This window comes from Streptomyces sp. ME19-01-6, from assembly GCF_033793745.1.
Taxonomy (GTDB): domain Bacteria; phylum Actinomycetota; class Actinomycetes; order Streptomycetales; family Streptomycetaceae; genus Streptomyces.
Genome location: NZ_JARAXF010000015.1, coordinates 91,828 through 109,437, shown reverse-complemented (window position 1 = coordinate 109,437; position 17,610 = coordinate 91,828). Strand labels below are relative to the sequence as shown.

Here is a 17,610-nt window from a genome sequence, read left to right as displayed (position 1 = left end):
CTAAGAGCTCGTAACACGATCTTGTTGAGATGTCCTGGTCGGGCGTGACTGCTCAGACGATTCGGCCGTTCGTGATGGCGTGAGTACTCGGCCGTGGATCGTGGACGATGCCTTGTGGGCGCTGATCGAGCCGTTGCTGCCGCGCTGGCCCGAGCAGTCGCCAGGGCCGCGGCCAGTACCGGACCGACTGTGTTTGCAGGGCATCCTGTACGTGCTCCACAACGACATAGCCTGGCAGCTCCTGCCCCTGGAGCTGGGGTTCGGCTCCGGTCAGACCTGCTGGCGACGCCTGGACCGCTGGCAGCAGGCCGGCGTCTTCGACCAACTGCACCTCATTCTGCTCGCCGAACTGAACGCGGCCGGCGAACTCGACTGGTCTAGGGCGTGCGTGGACGGCTCCCACGTCCGCGCGAAAAAGGGGGAGCCGACACCGGCCCGTCGCCGGTCGACCGGCGAAAGACGGGCAGCAAACACCACCTGATCTGCGACGGGAAGGGAACCCCGCTCAAGGTCATTACCACTGCGGCGAATGTCAACGACATCACGCAGACGCTCGCCCTGGTCGACGGCATCCCGCCGGTGGCCGGGCGTCCGGGCCGTCCCCGCCGTTGCCCCGACACTCTGCTGGGCGACAAAGCCTTCGACTCGAAGGCCGTCCGTCGTGAACTGCGCAAGCGCCGGATCATGCCGGTGATCTCCCGCAAGGGCGCCCTAAACATCAAGGGGCTGGGCAAGCTCCGCTACGTGGTCGAGCAGAGCTTCGCCCTGCTGCACCAGTTCAAGCGTCTGGCTGTGCGCTGGGAGCGCCGTCGCGAACTCCACGATGCCCTCCTGTCGTTGGCCTGCGGTCTGATGTGCTGGAGGCGACTCAAGAAGGCCGAACCCTGATCGCGGTTGGCTAGCATAGCGGGCCGCGATCAGCAGGAAGCCAGTTACATGAAAGGCAGGCTCCCGTGCGCACCCTTTACGTCGTGACCCATCCAGAGGCGACGCACCACGTCGAGGCAGTCGTCGGCGGATGGCACGACTCGCGCCTGACGCCCGCCGGTGTCCGTGCAGCGGCCTCCATCGCCCATGCGCTCCGGGCCCAGATCCCGGACGGTGCCGAGGTCGAGCTGTTCTCCTCAGATCTGCAGCGCACCCGGCGGACCGCCGAGGAGGCAGCCGAACTGTTCGGCGTGAAGCCGATCCTTGATCGCAGGCTGCGGGAGAAGTCCTACGGTCAAGCGGAGGGAAGGCCACAGGAGTGGCTGGACCGGCGCTTCGTCCCACCACCGGCTGTCGGGGAACGGATGAACCATGACGAGGGCGTGGAGGGTTCCGAGACGAAGGCGGAGTGGGCGCAACGCATCTACGCGGCCATGGACGAGATCCTGCAGCGTCCGTGCGAGCACCAGGTCATCGTGACGCACGGCGGCTCACTGACATTCGTCGTGGCGTCCTGGATCAGGATGCCGATCCGGTCGGCCGGCTACGCCAGCTTCCGGGCCCCCTCCGGCAGCATCACCACGCTGCGAGAGGACGACTTCTTCCACAACCGCCAAGTCATCAGCCTTGGCGACACGCGCCACCTCGACTCCGCGCAACGGTGAATCACGACTTCGGCACGCCCGGCCAAGGCACTTCAGCAAGATCGTGTTACGAGCTCTAAAGACCCAGGTCGCGCAGTCTGCTCCCCGCGCCCGCGGGGATGGTCCCCGGCGCATCACCGGACACCGGCCCGGCGGCGACTGCTCCCCGCACCCGCGGGGATACAGGAGCCAGGTCACGATCGGCCCCCGTCCCTGCTCCCCGCATCCGCGGGAATGGTCCCGGCTACGAGCACATGCACGACGCCGTACTCATCTGCTCCCCGCACCCGCGGGGATGGTCCCCTCTCGGACATGGCGCAGCACTTGTACCGGCTCTGCTCCCTGCACCCGCGGGGATGGTCCCGCGATTACATCGTGGTGGACTCCACCGCGAACCTGCTCCCCGCACCCGCGGGGATGGTCCCCCGGACCACTTCACGGTGAACAGGGTCTGGCTCTGCTCCTCGCACCCGCGGGGATGGTCCCACCTGTCGCCTCCGCAGCACCTTCCGGCCGGGCTGCTCCCCGCCCCGCGGGGATGGTCCCCGTCCGCATTGCGCTGCGGGAATGCCCGGAGGCTGCTCCTCGCACCCGCGGGGATGGTCCCATGGGCCCGGAGGCCGGGTACGCCTACGCCTCCTGCTCCCTGCACCCGCGGGGATGGTCCCGCGCAGCACCGGGCACAGGCCACAGCCGAGCTCTGCTCCCCGCACCCGCGGGGATGGTCCCATCATCCGGAACACCGGCAGCGTGGACGACGGCTGCTCCCCGCGCCCGCGGGGATGGTCCCCGCCACGTCCAGCGGCTCTCCCTCGGAGAGGGCTGCTGCCCGCGCCCGCGGGGATGGTCCCATCGTGGCCCAGCTCTCACCCGAAGTGATCAAGTGCTCCCCGCGCCCGCGGGGATGGTCCCCGACAGTCCCGACCCGTGCGCCCAGTGGGTAACTGCTCCCCGCACCGGCGGGGATGGTCCCGCGACGCAGTCGAACGCGATCCTCGGCGGCAGCTGCTCCCCGCGCCCGCGGGGATGGTCCCCCGGCGTTCACGCGGCTGTCGGCGACTTCTTCCTGCTCCCCGCGCCCGCGGGGATGGTCCCGGGTGCCTGGGCTGGTACTGGCAGTGGCCGTACTGCTCCCCGCGCCCGCGGGGATGGTCCCCGGCCCCCGCCAGGCACGGGGGCCGAAACGGCCTGCTCCCCGCGCCCGAGGGGATGGTCCCTCCGGGGCCGTCAGACAGCCGCTCAGCCCCAGCTGCTCCCCGCGCCCGCGGGGATGGTCCCCGGGCTGACTTTGAGCGGACCGACATCGCCGGCTGCTCCCCGCGCCCGCGGGGATGGTCCCCGCGATGGTGGAGGCCACGTATGGAATGCGGGCTGCTCCCAGCGCCCGCGGGGATGGTCCCGGGTCCCAGCCTCGCTCGATCAGCAGGACCCGCTGCTCCCCGCGCCCGCGGGGATGGTCCCGCACAACAAATAACCCGTGATCGCAAACGCCTCTGCTCCCCGCGCCCGCGGGGATGGTCCCGACGCTGCCACACCGGGGCGGTTCACGACAGACTGCTCCCCGCGCCCGCGGGGATGGTCCCGGTCGCATCAGTGCATAGTCTGGCGGGCGCGCCTGCTCCCCGCGCCCGCGGGGATGGTCCCTGCTGGTCAGGCAGGTCGTTCCAGGTGAAGAACTGCTCCCCGCGCCCGCGGGGATGGTCCCGTAGTGGTCAGTCCTCGCGCGGGTCGCCCAAACTGCTCCCTGCGCCCGCGGGGATGGTCCCGTCTGCATCCCCTTGGACGGGTCGCACGCCCACTGCTCCCCGCGCCCGCGGGGATGGTCCCTAGCCGTCACGGCAAGAAGTTAGGGACGAACTCTGCTCCCCGCGCCCGCGGGGATGGTCCCGCCCAAAAAGGCGCGCATAGAACGGCCTCCCGCTGCTCCCCGCGCCCGCGGGGATGGTCCCTGCACCGCAGTTCTGTTCTCCCCGCCCCTGATCTGCTCCCCGCGCCCGCGGGGATGGTCCCTCGCCAAGGTCGGCGACGGACTGCGCCTTCTTCTGCTCCCCGCGCCCGCGGGGATGGTCCCCTGGGGTTCAAGGTCACGCACATGAAGGATGGCTGCTCCCCGCGCCCGCGGGGATGGTCCCAGGCCTCCGACAGCCGCGCGCTCGAATCCGTCCTGCTCCCCGCGCCCGCGGGGATGGTCCCTGCGACGCCGAGACGGTGCTCGGCACGCTGCGCTGCTCCCCGCGCCCGCGGGGATGGTCCCTCCAGCCCGATCTTGGCCGCGCCGCCCTTGGCCTGCTCCCCGCGCCCGCGGGGATGGTCCCAGCTCGCCTCGGTGCTCGGTTCGGCGGAATGGCTGCTCCCCGCGCCCGCGGGGATGGTCCCGGCTCAGGCGGCCGTACAGGGCGCCTAGGGCCCTGATCCCCGCGCCCGCGGGGATGGTCCCCGGGGCCGCGTCCTGCAAGCCATCGAGGGCGGCTGCTCCCCGCGCCCGCGGGGATGGTCCCTACACCGCCGTGACCGGCACCGGGGCGACCGGCTGCTCCCCGCGCCCGCGGGGATGGTCCCGGCTCAGACGGCCGCACAGGGGCGCCTAGGGCCTGCTCCCCGCGCCCGCGGGGATGGTCCCAAGGCCAGGTATTCGGCCTGCAGATGGGAGTTCTGCTCCCCGCGCCCGCGGGGATGGTCCCCGGGGCCGACGGCACGTCCAAGCCGCCTTGGACTGCTCCCCGCGCCCGCGGGGATGGTCCCAACGGCATCACCCCGTCCGCCGGAACACGGCGCTGCTCCCTGCGCCCGCGGGGATGGTCCCGCGGAGGTGCAGCAGAACATCAGCCTGCTGCGCTGCTCCCTGCGCCCGCGGGGATGGTCCCGCGGAGGTGCAGCAGAACATCAGCCTGCTGCGCTGCTCCCTGCGCCCGCGGGGATGGTCCCGACCACGTCAGCGCGCGGCCGGCCGTAGTGCTCTGCTCCCCGCGCCCGCGGGGATGGTCCCCGCGCTACGACGCCCGCACCGTCGAGGCGCCACTGCTCCCCGCGCCCGCGGGGATGGTCCCGACACCAACACCATCCCGCTGGACACGACGAACTGCTCCCCGCGCCCGCGGGGATGGTCCCGATGCTCAGCGACCGGGGCGCGCGCCCTCAGGCTGCTCCCCGCGCCCGCGGGGATGGTCCCATGTACGCCATGCCCGCCGTGGATTCGCCGTCCTGCTCCCCGCGCCCGCGGGGATGGTCCCAACCCCGAGTACTTCCTTCAGATGGACAAGGCCTGCTCCCCGCGCCCGCGGGGATGGTCCCGACGTCAGGCCGCGTCCTGGCCGTCGTCTTCGCTGCTCCCCGCGCCCGCGGGGATGGTCCCCGGCCTCGCACCCAGATCACCGCCAAGTAGTCCTGCTCCCCGCGCCCGCGGGGATGGTCCCCTGGGTGCCCAGCAGATCAGGCGCGCGGCCGGCTGCTCCCCGCGCCCGCGGGGATGGTCCCCCCCCTTTGTCCCCCCCTCTTTTCGATCATGACTGCTCCCCGCGCCCGCGGGGATGGTCCCCGCTGGACGAGACCCCGTACCGGGCCGTCCTCCTGCTCCCCGCGCCCGCGGGGATGGTCCCGGGGCGATGCTGGCGGTGACGAAGAATCCGCTCTGCTCCCCGCGCCCGCGGGGATGGTCCCGCGACGTGTGCGGCGCGCCGAGCCCCGGTTCACTGCTCCCCGCGCCCGCGGGGATGGTCCCCCCTAGTCCGGCTGCGGATCACAGGTGGACAACTGCTCCCCGCGCCCGCGGGGGTGGTCCCGTTGGACCACCAGAACGCCGGGGAGGCCTCCCCTGCTCCCCGCGCCCGCGGGGATGGTCCACCGGCAGGTGCGGACCGTCCTTCTTGCGCTCCTGCTCCCCGCGCCCGCGGGGATGGTCCCGCCAACGAGGCCGAGGACGAGGCCGGAGAGCTCTGCTCCCCGCGCCCGCGGGGATGGTCCCAACGGATGGTGGCTCTACACCGGGAGGGACGGCTGCTCCCCGCGCCCGCGGGGATGGTCCCGGCAAGTTGGTACTGATCCCCGTAGATGTGGACTGCTTCCCGCGCCCGCGGGGATGGTCCCAGGCCCGTGAACTGGAACGTTGTCCGGATGACCTGCTCCCCGCGCCCGCGGGGATGGTCCCAACAACGGCGGTCCCGTCATACCCGAGAAGGTCTGCTCCCCGCGCCCGCGGGGATGGTCCCGGAGGAAGGCCAGTCCGGCAACACCTACGACACTGCTCCCCGCGCCCGCGGGGATGGTCCCCAGGAGTCCGGCGGCAACCCGCTCGCGGTCAACTGCTCCCCGCGCCCGCGGGGATGGTCCCCGACAGTCGGTCCGTGGAGGGCCGTTTACGACCTGCTCCCCGCGCCCGCGGGGATGGTCCTCGGTACTGGGTACGCCCGCAGCCGAGTTCCACCTGCTCCCCGCGCCCGCGGGGATGGTCCTGAGCGGCAACCGCTGTGGTCCCGTACGGATTACTGCTCCCCGCGCCGGCGGGGATGGTCCCGCAGCCGGGCCTCCAGCATGTCGATGTCCATCCTGCTCCCCGCGCCCGCGGGGATGGTCCCAGGTCCACACCGCCCGCGCCGCGTGGCACGAGCTGCTCCCTGCGCCCGCGGGGATGGTCCCCGCCACCACCCGTCGTAGCCCTCGGGCACGTCCTGCTCCCCGCGCCCGCGGGGATGGTCCCCAGGACAAGACGATCACCGGAGGAACCGTGAGCTGCTCCCCGCGCCCGCGGGGATGGTCCCACGTGACCGTTCTCGGCAAGACCGGGTCCGGGCTGCTCCCTGCGCCCGCGGGGATGGTCCCAAGACCACGAACAAGGGCGGTGGCGGGCAGTCCTGCTCCCCGCGCCCGCGGGGATGGTCCCGCCATGTCGCCCCGCAGGTGCGCGGTCGCCATCTGCTCCCTGCGCCCGCGGGGATGGTCCCGACGTCCCGCTCGTGGTCGGGCGCTCCAACGCACTGCTCCCCGCGCCCGCGGGGATGGTCCCTCGGCGGCGCCGACCCTGACCGATGCCGAAGCCTGCTCCCCGCGCCCGCGGGGATGGTCCCCGCGAGCAGCGCATGGCGGACATCTACGCCATCTGCTCCCCGCGCCCGCGGGGATGGTCCCTCACCCGGTCCGTGCCCGGACCGCCGATGATCTGCTTCCCGCGCCCGCGGGGATGGTCCCCAACCACTTCCGGGAGTGGCTGAGCCCAGATGCTGCTTCCCGCGCCCGCGGGGATGGTCCCTCGCTCGTGATCGATGCCGGTTTGACGAACCGTCTGCTCCCCGCGCCTGCGGGGATGGTCCCGAGCCGCGCAGGTCCTCGTCGACCACGGGCTCCTGCTCCCCGCGCCCGCGGGGATGGTCCCAAGGTTCGCAAGTACGGCTCAGGCAACGAGGCCTGCTCCCCGCGCCCGCGGGGATGGTCCCGGGTGTCGGTCATCGGGTCCTCCGGGGGTGCCCTGCTCCCCGCGCCCGCGGGGATGGTCCCTCGCCTCCCAGAAGTCCCTCGCCGATGCGATGCTGTTCCCGGACCCGCGGGGATGGTCCCGTATGACGGGCCGTTCTACGTCGATACCGCAGCTGTTCCCCGCACCCGCGGGGATGGTCCCATCGTCGAGGACGGCGAGCACATCGGAATCTACTGCTCCCCGCGCCCGCGGGGATGGTCCCGCCTTCGTGTCGGTCATGCGGCCACCGCCGCACTGCTCCCCGCGCCCGCGGGGATGGTCCCAATAATGTTGTTACCGCACCCCAAGTGATGCACTGCTCCCCGTGCCCGCAGGGATGGTCCCTCCTTCGTGATCTGCTTCTCGATCTTCTTGAGCTGCTCCCCGCGCCCGCGGGGATGGTCCCAGGAGCTCAATGGGCTCGGTGACTCCAAAGCACTGCTCCCCGCGCCCGCGGGGATGGTTCCCGAGCACAACCCCCCGGGTACTCACGGGCGACGCTGCTCCCCGCGCCCGCGGGGATGGTCCCGGCGGCGGGATACCGGGCGAAGGTCGTCGCCGCTGCTCCCCGCGCCCGCGGGGATGGTCCCGCGAGCGCGATCGCGCTGCCCAGGAATAGCAGCTGCTCCCCGCGCCCGCGGGGATGATCCCGCGGCGCGCCACCGCCGAAACCGACCGCAAGACTGCTTCCCGCGCCCGCGGGGATGGTCCTTCTTCTCCAGCTGGTCCGCCCTGCCGTGCCGGCTGCTCCCCGCGCCCGCGGGGATGGTCCCTTGGTCAGGTCGAGAGTGATGGTGTTGGTGTCCTGCTCCCCGCGCCCGCGGGGATGGTCCCGTCGTTCAGGGACTTTCCACCGGGAACGAGCCTGCTCCTCGCGCCCGCGGGGATGGTCCCACTACCCGTTTGCGTTACTCGTGGTGGCCTGCTCCCCGCATCTGCGGAAATGGTCCCAACACCTACCCCACCGGCGTCCACCAGGACGCCTGCTCCCTGCACCCGCGGGGATGGTCCCTTCAAGCCGGTGTACGCCGACCCGACGACCGGCTGCTCCCCGGGCCCGCGGGGATGGTCCCAGTGGCGGTGCTGGTACGGACTCATCGACCACCTGCTCCCCGCGCCCGCGGGGATGGTCCCTGTGTGATTCGAGCGGCGGCAGGGGCCTTTCCCTGCTCCCCGCGCCCGCGGGGATGGTCCCCCTCTTGGCTCGGCGCGGCTGTGGCGCCGCATCTGCTCCCCGCGCGCGCGGGGATGGTCCCCCCTCAGCTCAGCCGCGAACCTGAACACCTCTGCTCCCCGCGCCCGCGGGGATGGCCCCCCGAAAGGAAAAAGGGAGTACGCAATGACCCACTGCTCCCCGCGCCCGCGGGGATGGTCCCACCAGCCAGGCAGCTCTACCTTTCTGGGGCGGGCCGGTCCTCCCATTCGTAGGGTGAGGACGCCCAGGGGAGCCGGGGTGTGGCTATCAGGCAGCTGCCGATCATGGCTTTGATGGCTTGGCCGCCCGGTTCCCCACGACGACTCGGCCGCCGATTAGGAAGTGCGAACAAGTCGCTGCGTAGAGCAATGCCGGCGAGGTGGTCCGTGGCACGAGGAGTACGAACGAGTACGACAGGAGCGCCATGCACCGGATATGGGTGGGGATCGACAGCGGCAAGGGCCACCATCACGGCCTCGCTCTGGACGCGGATGGCAAAACGCTGCTGTCGCGGCGGGTGGCCAACGACGAGCCCGAGCTGCTGAAGCTGATCGGTGATGCCCTGGACCTCGCAGACGGCCGTGCCGTCACCTGGGCCATTGACATGGCTGGTGGGGAACCCGCGCTTCTGCTGGCCCTGCTGGTCAACCACGGCAAGGAAGTCCTCTATATGCCCGGTCGGCTGGTCAACCGGGCATCCGACGGCTACCGCGGTGAGGGCAAGACCGATGCTCGCGACGCCTACGTCATCGCCGACCAGGCCAGAATGCGCCGCGACCTGCGGCCCATCCACCCCGGCGACGAAGACACCATCGAGCTCAAGCTTCTGACCGGACGTCGAGCTGACCTGGTCGAGGACCGCACCCGCTCGGTCAACCGCCTGCGCGGAACCCTGCTGAGCATCTTCCCGGCCCTGGAGCGGGCCCTGGACGTGACCAACACGGGCCCGCTGCAGCTGCTGACGGGCTACCAGACCCCGGCCTCGATCCGCCGCACCGGAACTGCACGGCTGACAAATTGGCTGGCCAACCGCAAGGTCCGAAACGCCAAAGCGCTGGCCGAAGCCGCCGTGGAGGCCGCCGAACGCCAACACACCGCCGTCCCCGGGGAGAAGACCATCGCCAAGCTGGTCCACACCCTGGCCGAGGAGGTGATAGCCCTCAACGAGCAGATCTCCGAGACGGACAAGCTCATTGAGGGCCGGTTTCGCGCGCACGAGCTCGCCGACATCATCCTGAGCGTCCCCGGCATCGGCGCGACCCTCGGAGCCGAGTTCCTCGCCGCCGTCGGCGGCAGCCTGGACGAGTTCGACTCCCCGGACGCCTTGGCAGCCTTCGCCGGCGTCGCACCCGCGCCGCGCGACTCGGGCAAGGTCAGCGGCAACCTCCACCGGCCGGTGACCTATCACCGCAGACTCCAGCGCGTCTTCTACACCTCCGCACTGGTCAGCGTCCGCTACGACCCCAACTCGCGGAAGTTCTACGACCGAAAACGCGCCGAAGGCAAGAAGCACATCCAGGCCGTGCTCGCCCTGGCCCGCCGACGGGTCAACGTCATCTGGGCACTGATCCGTGACCGACGGTGCTACGAGGTCAAACCTCCGGTCAGCGAGGCGGCCTGACTGCTGGGCAAGCATAATCACGGTCGGCCCACTTCCAGCGCGGCTATCCTCCACGGGATGCCACTTCGCCAGTACGCCTACTTCGCGCTGTTCAGTCGGCACATCTCGGCAGACGACATGACCTTCCAATTGGGCATCACCCCTGACGAGGTGACTGTTCGCGGCAGCCGGTTCACCGAGCCGACGGCGGTTCCGGTCGATCACTCGTGGATGGTCGTCTGCCGGGAGCCGGGTCTGCGCGTCGACGAGCAGATCACCCGCATTCTCAACAGGCTCCAGCCCCACACAGACCGCATCTGCGACCTCACCGGGCAGCTGGCCCGCACCGGCGGCGGAGCAGTGCTCCACATCGTGCGCTACTTCAACGACACCGACCAAGCCCATCCGGGCGCAGCGGATGCCCCCAGCCTCTTGGGTTGGCACCTGGACCGCAACGTCCTGGACTTCCTCAGTGCCACCGGAGCCGAACTCGACATCGACGAGTACGACATGGCCGGAGCCGAGGACGCCAGGTGAGCACATGACCTCGTACTCACCTGGCACATGAGTTGTATTTCCGACGGCTTGACAACAGCATTAGGAAGCCATCGACCCCGGTAGTTCCTGCTCCCCGCGCCCCGCGGGGATGGTCCCCGCAGTGAGGGCGTCGCAGACGGCGTTGAAGTCTGCTCCCCGCGCCCGCGGGGATGGTCCCGTCCAGATCACCAAACCCGCAGATGAGAGCGACTGCTCCCCGCGCCCGCGGGGATGGCCCCAGGAACATGGCGCCCGTCAGACGGATGAACCACTGCTCCCCGCGCCCGCGGGGATGGTCCCCACCTGCTGTGCCAGGTCTGTGGCGAGTCCAGCTGCTCCCCGCGCCCGCGGGGATGGTCCCGGCAGCGGCATCACGCCGTGCCAGGCCGCCCGCTGCTCCCCGCGCCCGCGGGGATGGTCCCAACACCTGCCCCACCGGCGTCCACCAGGACGCCTGCTCCCCGCACCCGCGGGGATGGTCCCCACGGCAGCCTGTCCACGTCCTTCCGCCTTACCTGCTCCCGCACCCGCGGGGATGGTCCCTATGCGGTCCGTCTCAAGGTCGGGCACACTCTCTGCTCCCCGCACCCGCGGGGACGGTCCCGGTCCCGAGTGGCTGACAGTTCAAGAGGTGGCCTGCTCCCCGCATTGGCGGGGATGGTCCCGCCCGCCCCGATCGCATGGGGGGCCTGTACGTCTGCTCCCACACCCGCGGGGATGCTCCCAGGGTCAGGATCACGCCGTGCATGGCAGCCCCCTGCCCGCCGACTCGGGGGGTGGACCACTACCGATTGGTCCGTCGCCGGGCCAGTGATCGTGCTCCCCGCTGACGCGGGGGTGGACCGACCGGTTCTGTCGTGCTGGGTGGAATGGTGGCCGGGGCGGTGTGGGTGCTGGCGGAGATGAGAGACGCGACGACCAGCCAAGGGCATGATCGAACGACGATTGTGGTGGTTGGGGCCCTTGGCCGGTCGACTCATCTCTCATCTCCGCCAGCACCCACACCGCCCTTCTGGCGAGTGCGATGCCGTGGAAACATCGATCAAGAAATCCCCTGCTGTTCATGAAGCGCCCGGGGGAGGGCGCTCAGCGTTTTGCAGAAGGTAGCCCCTGATGGTGTGTGCAACGTAGGCAGGGGTGCCAACACGGTCGCCCATGTCACGCCGTCGCCGGCGTCGGCAACGTGGTGAACCCCCGGCCGCCCGCATGGTGTGCCGCTCTGTCTCGGTGGGGAGGAATATTAGGTCCGCTTCGGTCGCAGCATCCCTGGCGTTGCAGGGCTGGTAGCTCTTGCGGGTTGATCATCGGATTCAACCTCGGCGGTTCACTTACTCCACGACTTGGTAGGGCCGCCGTGGCCATGTGGCAGATGCTCTGTTTTGGCACTTGACTTCTGCCGTGTACGGCGGTGTAGGGAGCTTGACGGAGCACCAGTTCTGCGAGAGTCTTAAAGTGGAGCAAACAAGGAGAATTGCCGCGCGGCTGGGGGTCAAGGGGTCGCAGGTTCAAATCCTGTCGTCCCGACCAGCGTTTTCGCAGGTCGGAGGCCGTTTTCGCGGGTAGCGGAGGCGGCCTTAGCCGTTTCCGGGCTGGGAGCAAGTGGGAGCCCTCTGGGAGCCCTCGTGCTCCCAACTCGCAGACGTGTCAACGGTGTCCGATTCGTCCGTCACCCGATCCGGTAGACCTACCGCGCCGTACCGCGCCCCTGTGCGCCGTCGTCAACCGTAGGCCCCTGCGGTCACCCCATCGATTCGGATGTCTTCTGCATCGAGAGGCATAAGGACCCCTTGTCGGCTCTCGACCACCTTTCGGGGTGGGAGCACGGTGCCGCGCTCCCCATGCGACAGGGGGAGGGGAGGCTGACGATGATCCCTGCGAGCAGGTTTCCGCAGGCAGTCCGTTCGTAGGGCTTTCGGCCGCCGTGGACGGCCTGTGCCAAGGGGCGGTAAAGCCCCTTGTCGTCCGCCGGCAGATGGGGCACTCCCAGTGCGTTTGGGCGACGGGATCGACGGCTACCGGGTGTCCGAGCTGGTCGGCTCGCCGACGGTCACGCACGCGGTGCTGGTCCGCCGCTGACGCGCGGGGTCAGGGTTCGCCGGGGTGGGTGTGCTGCCGCACCCGCCTCGTGGTTCGTCGTCGTGGTCTTGGCCCTCGTCGCTGCGCGGCGGGTAGTCGACTGTGGGTGTGCCAGGGCCGGGCCCCGTGTGGCGGTGGGGTCGGCCGTTCAGTCGGGGCGCTGGTGCCCGCACATCCGGCAGCGACTGTGCGACATCCCGCGAGTTCTCCCGAGCCCCGCTGAGTGCCTGAGGCTGTGTCCAGCGGCTTCGTCCTCCTTCGAGTGCTCTACTGGCATGTGACGTAACTTCGGGATTCCTGAAGCGTTCTCAGCTCGTGCGACCCATCTGCGGTCCGGTCGAAGGCGAGGAGGCGCGGGTTGTCGGCGCTGGCGGTGGTACGGGACCTGCGCGAGTACCGCGAGCCGGTCTCGGCGGAGGAGCTGGAGCGGTTCGAGACGGACGGTGACCACACAGCTCCGGGACACACTCTTCGGCATCCAGTACAGCACCCTCGACGACCCGCACGGCTGGCGGTACACGCTGCACGCGTGAACTCCGGGCCGTCATAGAGCGGTTTACGACTCCGCCCCCTCTCCGGGCGCATCGTCAGCGACACGCTGTCGTGCTGGGAGTTGCTACGGCACATCCGCGGCGCCATGCTGGAGGGTGAGGAGGGGGACACAGTGGAGCTTGAGTTACTACTCGCTCAGGCGGTGCCTGCGATCAGCACGGCGGCATCGCTGTACGGGGCGGATGTGCTGCGTCGGGCCGAGGACGCCGCCACGTCCGGAACCGTACACCTGGGGCAACGACTACTCGCCAGGCTGACGAGCAGTCGGCCGCAGGACACCGACGGCGTGGTCCGGGCCGTGACCGATCTGGCCGCGAGCGAGGGCGGCGAGGACGAACAAGCGGCGTTGCGCGTCGAGCTGCGCAAGCTGCTGCGGGACGACGAGGGTCTGCGGCGTGAGCTCGCCCTGCTGCTGCGCAGCGATGCCACGTCCGCCTCGGGCGACCGCGCGGTGGCGGTCCAGCACAATGAAGGCATTGTCTCCACCGGTGACAGCGCCCACAACGTCATCCGGCGGCAGGGCTGATGCCCGAGCCGGTGAACATCGGGAGGAACGAAGGGATCGTCTCCCTCGGCGATTACGCCGTCAACATGCTGTACCGCGCCGAGCGGATGACGGTTGTTCCCCCCGAACTGCTCCGCCGTCCGTCCGAGGTGCCGCCGGTGGGCGGCGTGATCGGCCAACCTCCGCTCCCGGCACCGCTGTTCGTCGGCCGGGAGGCCGAACTGGCCGCGCTCGACGAGGCCCTCCGCGGCGCCCCGTCCGGTCGTCGGCTGCACACGGTGTGCGGGCTGGACGGGCTCGGCAAGACGACCCTGGCAGCGCGCTACGTGGCAGCCCGCGGCGAGGCCTACGCGCAGGTCGGCTGGTTACGCGCGGCCAGCCCCGGCGCGCTGGACGACGGCCTGACCCGTATCGCCCTGGCCCTCGAACCGCACCTCGCCGAGCTGCCGCCCTCCCTCTTACGGGAGCGGGCGCTCAACTGGCTGAGCGCCCGTGACGACTGGCTGCTGGTGCTCGATGAGGTCACCGATCGTGAGCACATCTCCGAGCTTCTGGCTCGAGCACCGGGCGGGGCCTATCTGCTGACCACGGACAACCGGTCGCTCGCGACCGGCTTCGGTTCCGTCTCCGGTCTCGGCCCGTTCCCCCCGCACACCGCGGAGGCGCTGCTCACCGCACAGCTGCGCCGCGGTGGCCTGACGGCCGAACCGTCCGTGCTCGCGGACATCTGCCGGGCTCTGGGGCACCTTCCCCTGGCCATTGCGCAGGCCGGAGCCTTCCTCACGGAGACCAGGCTCGCACCGGCCGAGTACCTGGAGAACCTGCGGTCGGATCCCCGCGGTGCCTACCGCGACCCGGCGCCGGGGGCGGCCGACAACCGGAGCGTCGTCACCGTCTGGCAGATGACCACCGAGCGGATCTCGGACCATCCGCAGGCGCTGCGCGCTCTGGCGTTCCTGTCCTGGCTCGCTCCCGAAGCGATCCCGCGTCGGCTGGTCGCGGGTGCGGTGCCGAACGAGGACGTCAACCCCGCCCTCGGCGTGCTGGCCGCGCACGGACTCATCGACCTGAGTCCGGAGACGATCTCCATCCATCCGCTGCTGCAGGACTGGTGCCGCACCCGTACGCGGATGACCCGCCGCGGTGAAGAACGGATCAACGAGGGGTTCGACTCCTGCTGGCTGACCCTGGCGGCGGCCCTGCCGCAGACCACCGATCCCGAGACATGGCCGAGGTGGCGTGAGCTGCTGCCGCATCTCGAGGCTGTGCAGCGCAACGCGCCGAGTCAGCTCAAGGCCGCCGTCGTGGCCGGCATCAACAACTCTGGTGCCTATCTGACGGACCAGGGCGAGGTCGCCCGGTCCGTACCCCTGCTGGAGAAGGCGTGGGCTGACGCCTACACCGCCTTCGGCATCGCGGCCCCGTCCACCTTCATGGCGGAACTGCAACTGGCGCAGGCCTATCAGGAAGCCGGGCGAACCGCCGACCTGCTCAAACTGCGCTCGCGGGTGCTGGGTGCGTGGCTGAACACCAAGGGCGAGGACGACGAGTTCACGCTGGCTGCCATGGCCAACGTCGCCGAGGCCCACCTGCTCAACGGTGACCGTGACAAGCCCCTGCCCGTATACCGGTTCGTGCTGGACGCCCTGCTGCGCAAGCTCGGCCCGGACCACAAGCGAGTCCTGCGGGTCCGCGACGACCTTGCCGATGCCTACGACACACTCGGTGACCTCCGCGCCTGCCTCGCGGAGCTGGAGACCAACGCCGCCGCCTGGGCACGGGTTCACGGTCCGGCACATCCGGAGACCGTCGGCTGCCGACGTCACCTGGCCGACGTCCGGGCGTCGCTCGGGGACACCGCCGAGGCCGTGCGGATTCGTGAGCAGCTCGTCGGGGACGTGGCGGAGGCCAGGGGGAGCGACGCCCCCGACACCCTCACCCTCCGCGCGGACCTCGCCTTCGCCCGGCAGCACGTCGACGACATGGCCGGGAGCGTGGCTCTTCTGGGGAGCGTGGTGGCGGACAGCAGGCGCGTGCTGGGCGCCTGCCACCCCGACACGGTGTTCCGGCGGCAGCGGCTGGCCGACGCGCTGCTGACATCCGGCGAGACACACCGTGGTGTGGCGGAACACCGTCAGGTGCATGCCGACCTGGCCGCCGAGCTCGGGCAGGGGCACCGCAGGACCCTGGACGCCAAGGGCCTCGTGGGCACCGCTCTGGTGGTCTCGCGCGATTTCGCCCCGGGGATCCGGGTACTGGAAGAGACCGTGGCTGAGCAAGCCGCCGCCCTGGGCGCCGGTGATCCGGACACCCTTGAAACCCGCGAGACGCTCGTCAAGGCCCTCTCGGTGGCCGGGCGCGTGGAACGGGCGCGGAAGGCTGCCGCGTCCCTGGCCGCCGACTGCCACCGGATCCTGGGACCCGAGCATCAACGGACCCGGAACGCGCAGGAAATGCTCGACCAGGCACGCACACGTGCCGACCAGCGGGAGACCCCGCTGCCACCTTCAACCCCGCTGCCACGTGCGGCCCCGCCGCCACCGTCAGCCCCGCCGCCGTCAGCCCCGCCGCCACCGTCGGTCCCGCCGGTCATGCCAGACCCGCCCAGGAGCGAAGCCCAGGCCCCGCCCGAGGCCGTGATCCGTCGGCTGGACTCCCTCTTCGAACAGGCCGCGGCTCTTGAGAGCGCGGGCCAACCGGCGGCATCCGCGCCACTGTGGCAGCAGCTGATCACCGAGAGCACACGCCACGTCGGCCCGGCCCATCCCAAAGTGGCCGGGTTCCGCCATCTGCTCGCCCTCAACCGCTTCCACGCCGAGGACTACCCGACAGCGATTGCCCTGCTCGTGGAGAACGACCCGTACAACACCACCGCGTTCGGCGCCCTCCACCCGGACACGCTCGAGGGACGGACCCTCCTCGCCGACGCGTATGTGGAGACCGGGCAGGCCGACCGTGCGATCCCCCTGTACGAGGCGGCGCTGCCCCCTCTGGCCCAGGCCCTGGGCGAGGACCACCTGGCGACCTGGCGGGCCCGGTTCGGCCTGGGCACGGCGTACTCGCGCGCTGGCCGGCTTCAGGAGGCCGTCGTCCTGTACGAACGGTGCATCGCCGGACGCCCCCTCACGACCCCCGGCACCATCATGGCCATGTCCTCCCTGGCAGTGGCCCAGCACGTCCTCGGCAACACCCGACAGGCCGCAGGCCTCTACACGGAGATTCTCCGGGCCCGCCAGTCCCAGGGACTCCCCGAGGACAGCACCTCCCGCAACCTCCGCCGTTACCTCAAACGCGCCCAGAAGGGCCGCCCTCTCCCATGAGCTCGTTTCCTCTTGCCCCGGGATGAACACCTCGGGCATCAGCGCAGTTGGAAGGGGTTACCCCGGCGGCGCCATTCTTCCGCGAGCAGTTCGTACGAGCGGACCCGGTCGGCGTGGTCATGGGTGATCGTCGTGATGAGCAGCTCGTCGGCTTCCGTGGCCCCCTGGAGTTGTTCCAGCTGATCGGCCACCCGGCCCGGAGAGCCGACGAACTGGGTGTCGATGCGGTCCTGGACGAGAGCGCGGTCCGCTTCGCTCCACGCGTGGGCGCGTGCCTCTTGCGGTGTCGGGAACTCAATGGCGCCCTCGGCGGTGCGGATGGAGCGGACCCACAGGCCGTAGCCGGTGGCGAGTTCGCGGGCGGTAGCATCGTCCTCGGCGACGACGACGTCCGCCGACACGCTGATGTGCGGCTTGTCGAGGAACTTGGAGGGCTGGAAGGAGGCCCGGTAGCCCGCCACCGCTTCCAGCACGGTGGCCGGGCTGACGTGGTAGTTCGCGGCGAAGCGCAGGCCCCGGGCGCCCGCCGCCTCGGCGCTTGGGAGATCCGGCAGCGCGCTGCCGGTACATCGACGAATGGACCGTGGTGAAGTCCCGCTGGGGCCCGTCGGCCGACCTCGGCGAAGCAGCCGCTCTCACCGGCCTCGCCGACGATTGCCGCGACGCCCGCATCACCTACACACCTGCCCGCTGACGCGGAGGCCGTGCCCTTCACCACTGGTCATGCCCGCTGACGCGATGGACTGGCCGGGCTGGACTGGCCCGTGACACACCCTGCGGCAATCGCCTGACAGGCGGCCAAGGCGTC

7 protein-coding genes, 1 pseudogene and 2 CRISPR repeat arrays are annotated in these 17,610 nt (G+C 70.7%); of the genes and pseudogenes, 7 read left to right on the top strand and 1 reads right to left on the bottom strand.

Annotation, left to right across the window (positions count from 1 at the left end):
• The first annotated feature begins 79 nt into the window (after window positions 1-79).
• The 6 genes from PV419_RS29265 to PV419_RS29240 all read left to right on the top strand — a co-directional run bounded on the left by PV419_RS29265 (window position 80) and on the right by PV419_RS29240 (window position 16,802).
• A protein-coding gene (locus tag PV419_RS29265; protein WP_415925401.1) for an IS5 family transposase occupies window positions 80-888 on the top strand; the annotation gives its coding sequence in 2 pieces (ribosomal slippage) (window positions 80-397 and window positions 400-888; 807 coding nt in all).
• 65 nt (window positions 889-953) lie between these two features.
• On the top strand, window positions 954-1,592 hold the full coding sequence (locus PV419_RS29260) for a histidine phosphatase family protein (RefSeq protein ID WP_319694063.1): 639 nt from the start codon (window positions 954-956) through the stop codon (window positions 1,590-1,592).
• 556 nt (window positions 1,593-2,148) lie between these two features.
• Window positions 2,149-7,058: direct repeats of the CRISPR family, unit length 29 nt; unit sequence CTGCTCCCCGCGCCCGCGGGGATGGTCCC.
• 1,578 nt (window positions 7,059-8,636) lie between these two features.
• Window positions 8,637-9,833: an IS110 family transposase gene (locus tag PV419_RS29255; protein WP_319694061.1), complete on the top strand. Its 1,197-nt coding sequence runs from the start codon at window positions 8,637-8,639 to the stop codon at window positions 9,831-9,833.
• A 57-nt stretch (window positions 9,834-9,890) separates the two neighbouring features.
• The gene (locus PV419_RS29250; RefSeq protein ID WP_319694059.1) at window positions 9,891-10,349 is read left to right on the top strand and encodes a DUF4279 domain-containing protein; all 459 of its coding nucleotides are present in this window, start codon (window positions 9,891-9,893) and stop codon (window positions 10,347-10,349) included.
• Window positions 10,350-10,498: 149 nt separating this feature from the next.
• A CRISPR array of direct repeats spans window positions 10,499-10,832; the repeat unit is 29 nt; unit sequence CTGCTCCCCGCGCCCGCGGGGATGGTCCC.
• A gap of 2,287 nt (window positions 10,833-13,119) precedes the next feature.
• A complete protein-coding gene (locus PV419_RS29245; RefSeq protein WP_319694058.1) occupies window positions 13,120-13,503 on the top strand; it encodes a hypothetical protein in 384 nt (127 codons plus the stop codon).
• An 11-nt stretch (window positions 13,504-13,514) separates the two neighbouring features.
• Window positions 13,515-16,802, top strand: coding sequence for a tetratricopeptide repeat protein (locus PV419_RS29240; RefSeq protein WP_319694056.1), 3,288 nt, complete (start codon window positions 13,515-13,517; stop codon window positions 16,800-16,802).
• Between the two features lie 38 nt (window positions 16,803-16,840).
• Here PV419_RS29240 and PV419_RS29235 read toward each other — a convergent pair.
• Window positions 16,841-17,341, bottom strand: a pseudogene (locus PV419_RS29235) (LLM class flavin-dependent oxidoreductase); the annotation flags it as partial.
• Between PV419_RS29235 and PV419_RS29230 the strand changes: the two are divergent.
• A complete protein-coding gene (locus PV419_RS29230) occupies window positions 17,341-17,496 on the top strand; it encodes a hypothetical protein (protein WP_319694054.1) in 156 nt (51 codons plus the stop codon). The pseudogene PV419_RS29235 and the gene PV419_RS29230 overlap by 1 nt on opposite strands.
• Window positions 17,497-17,610: the final 114 nt, after the last annotated feature.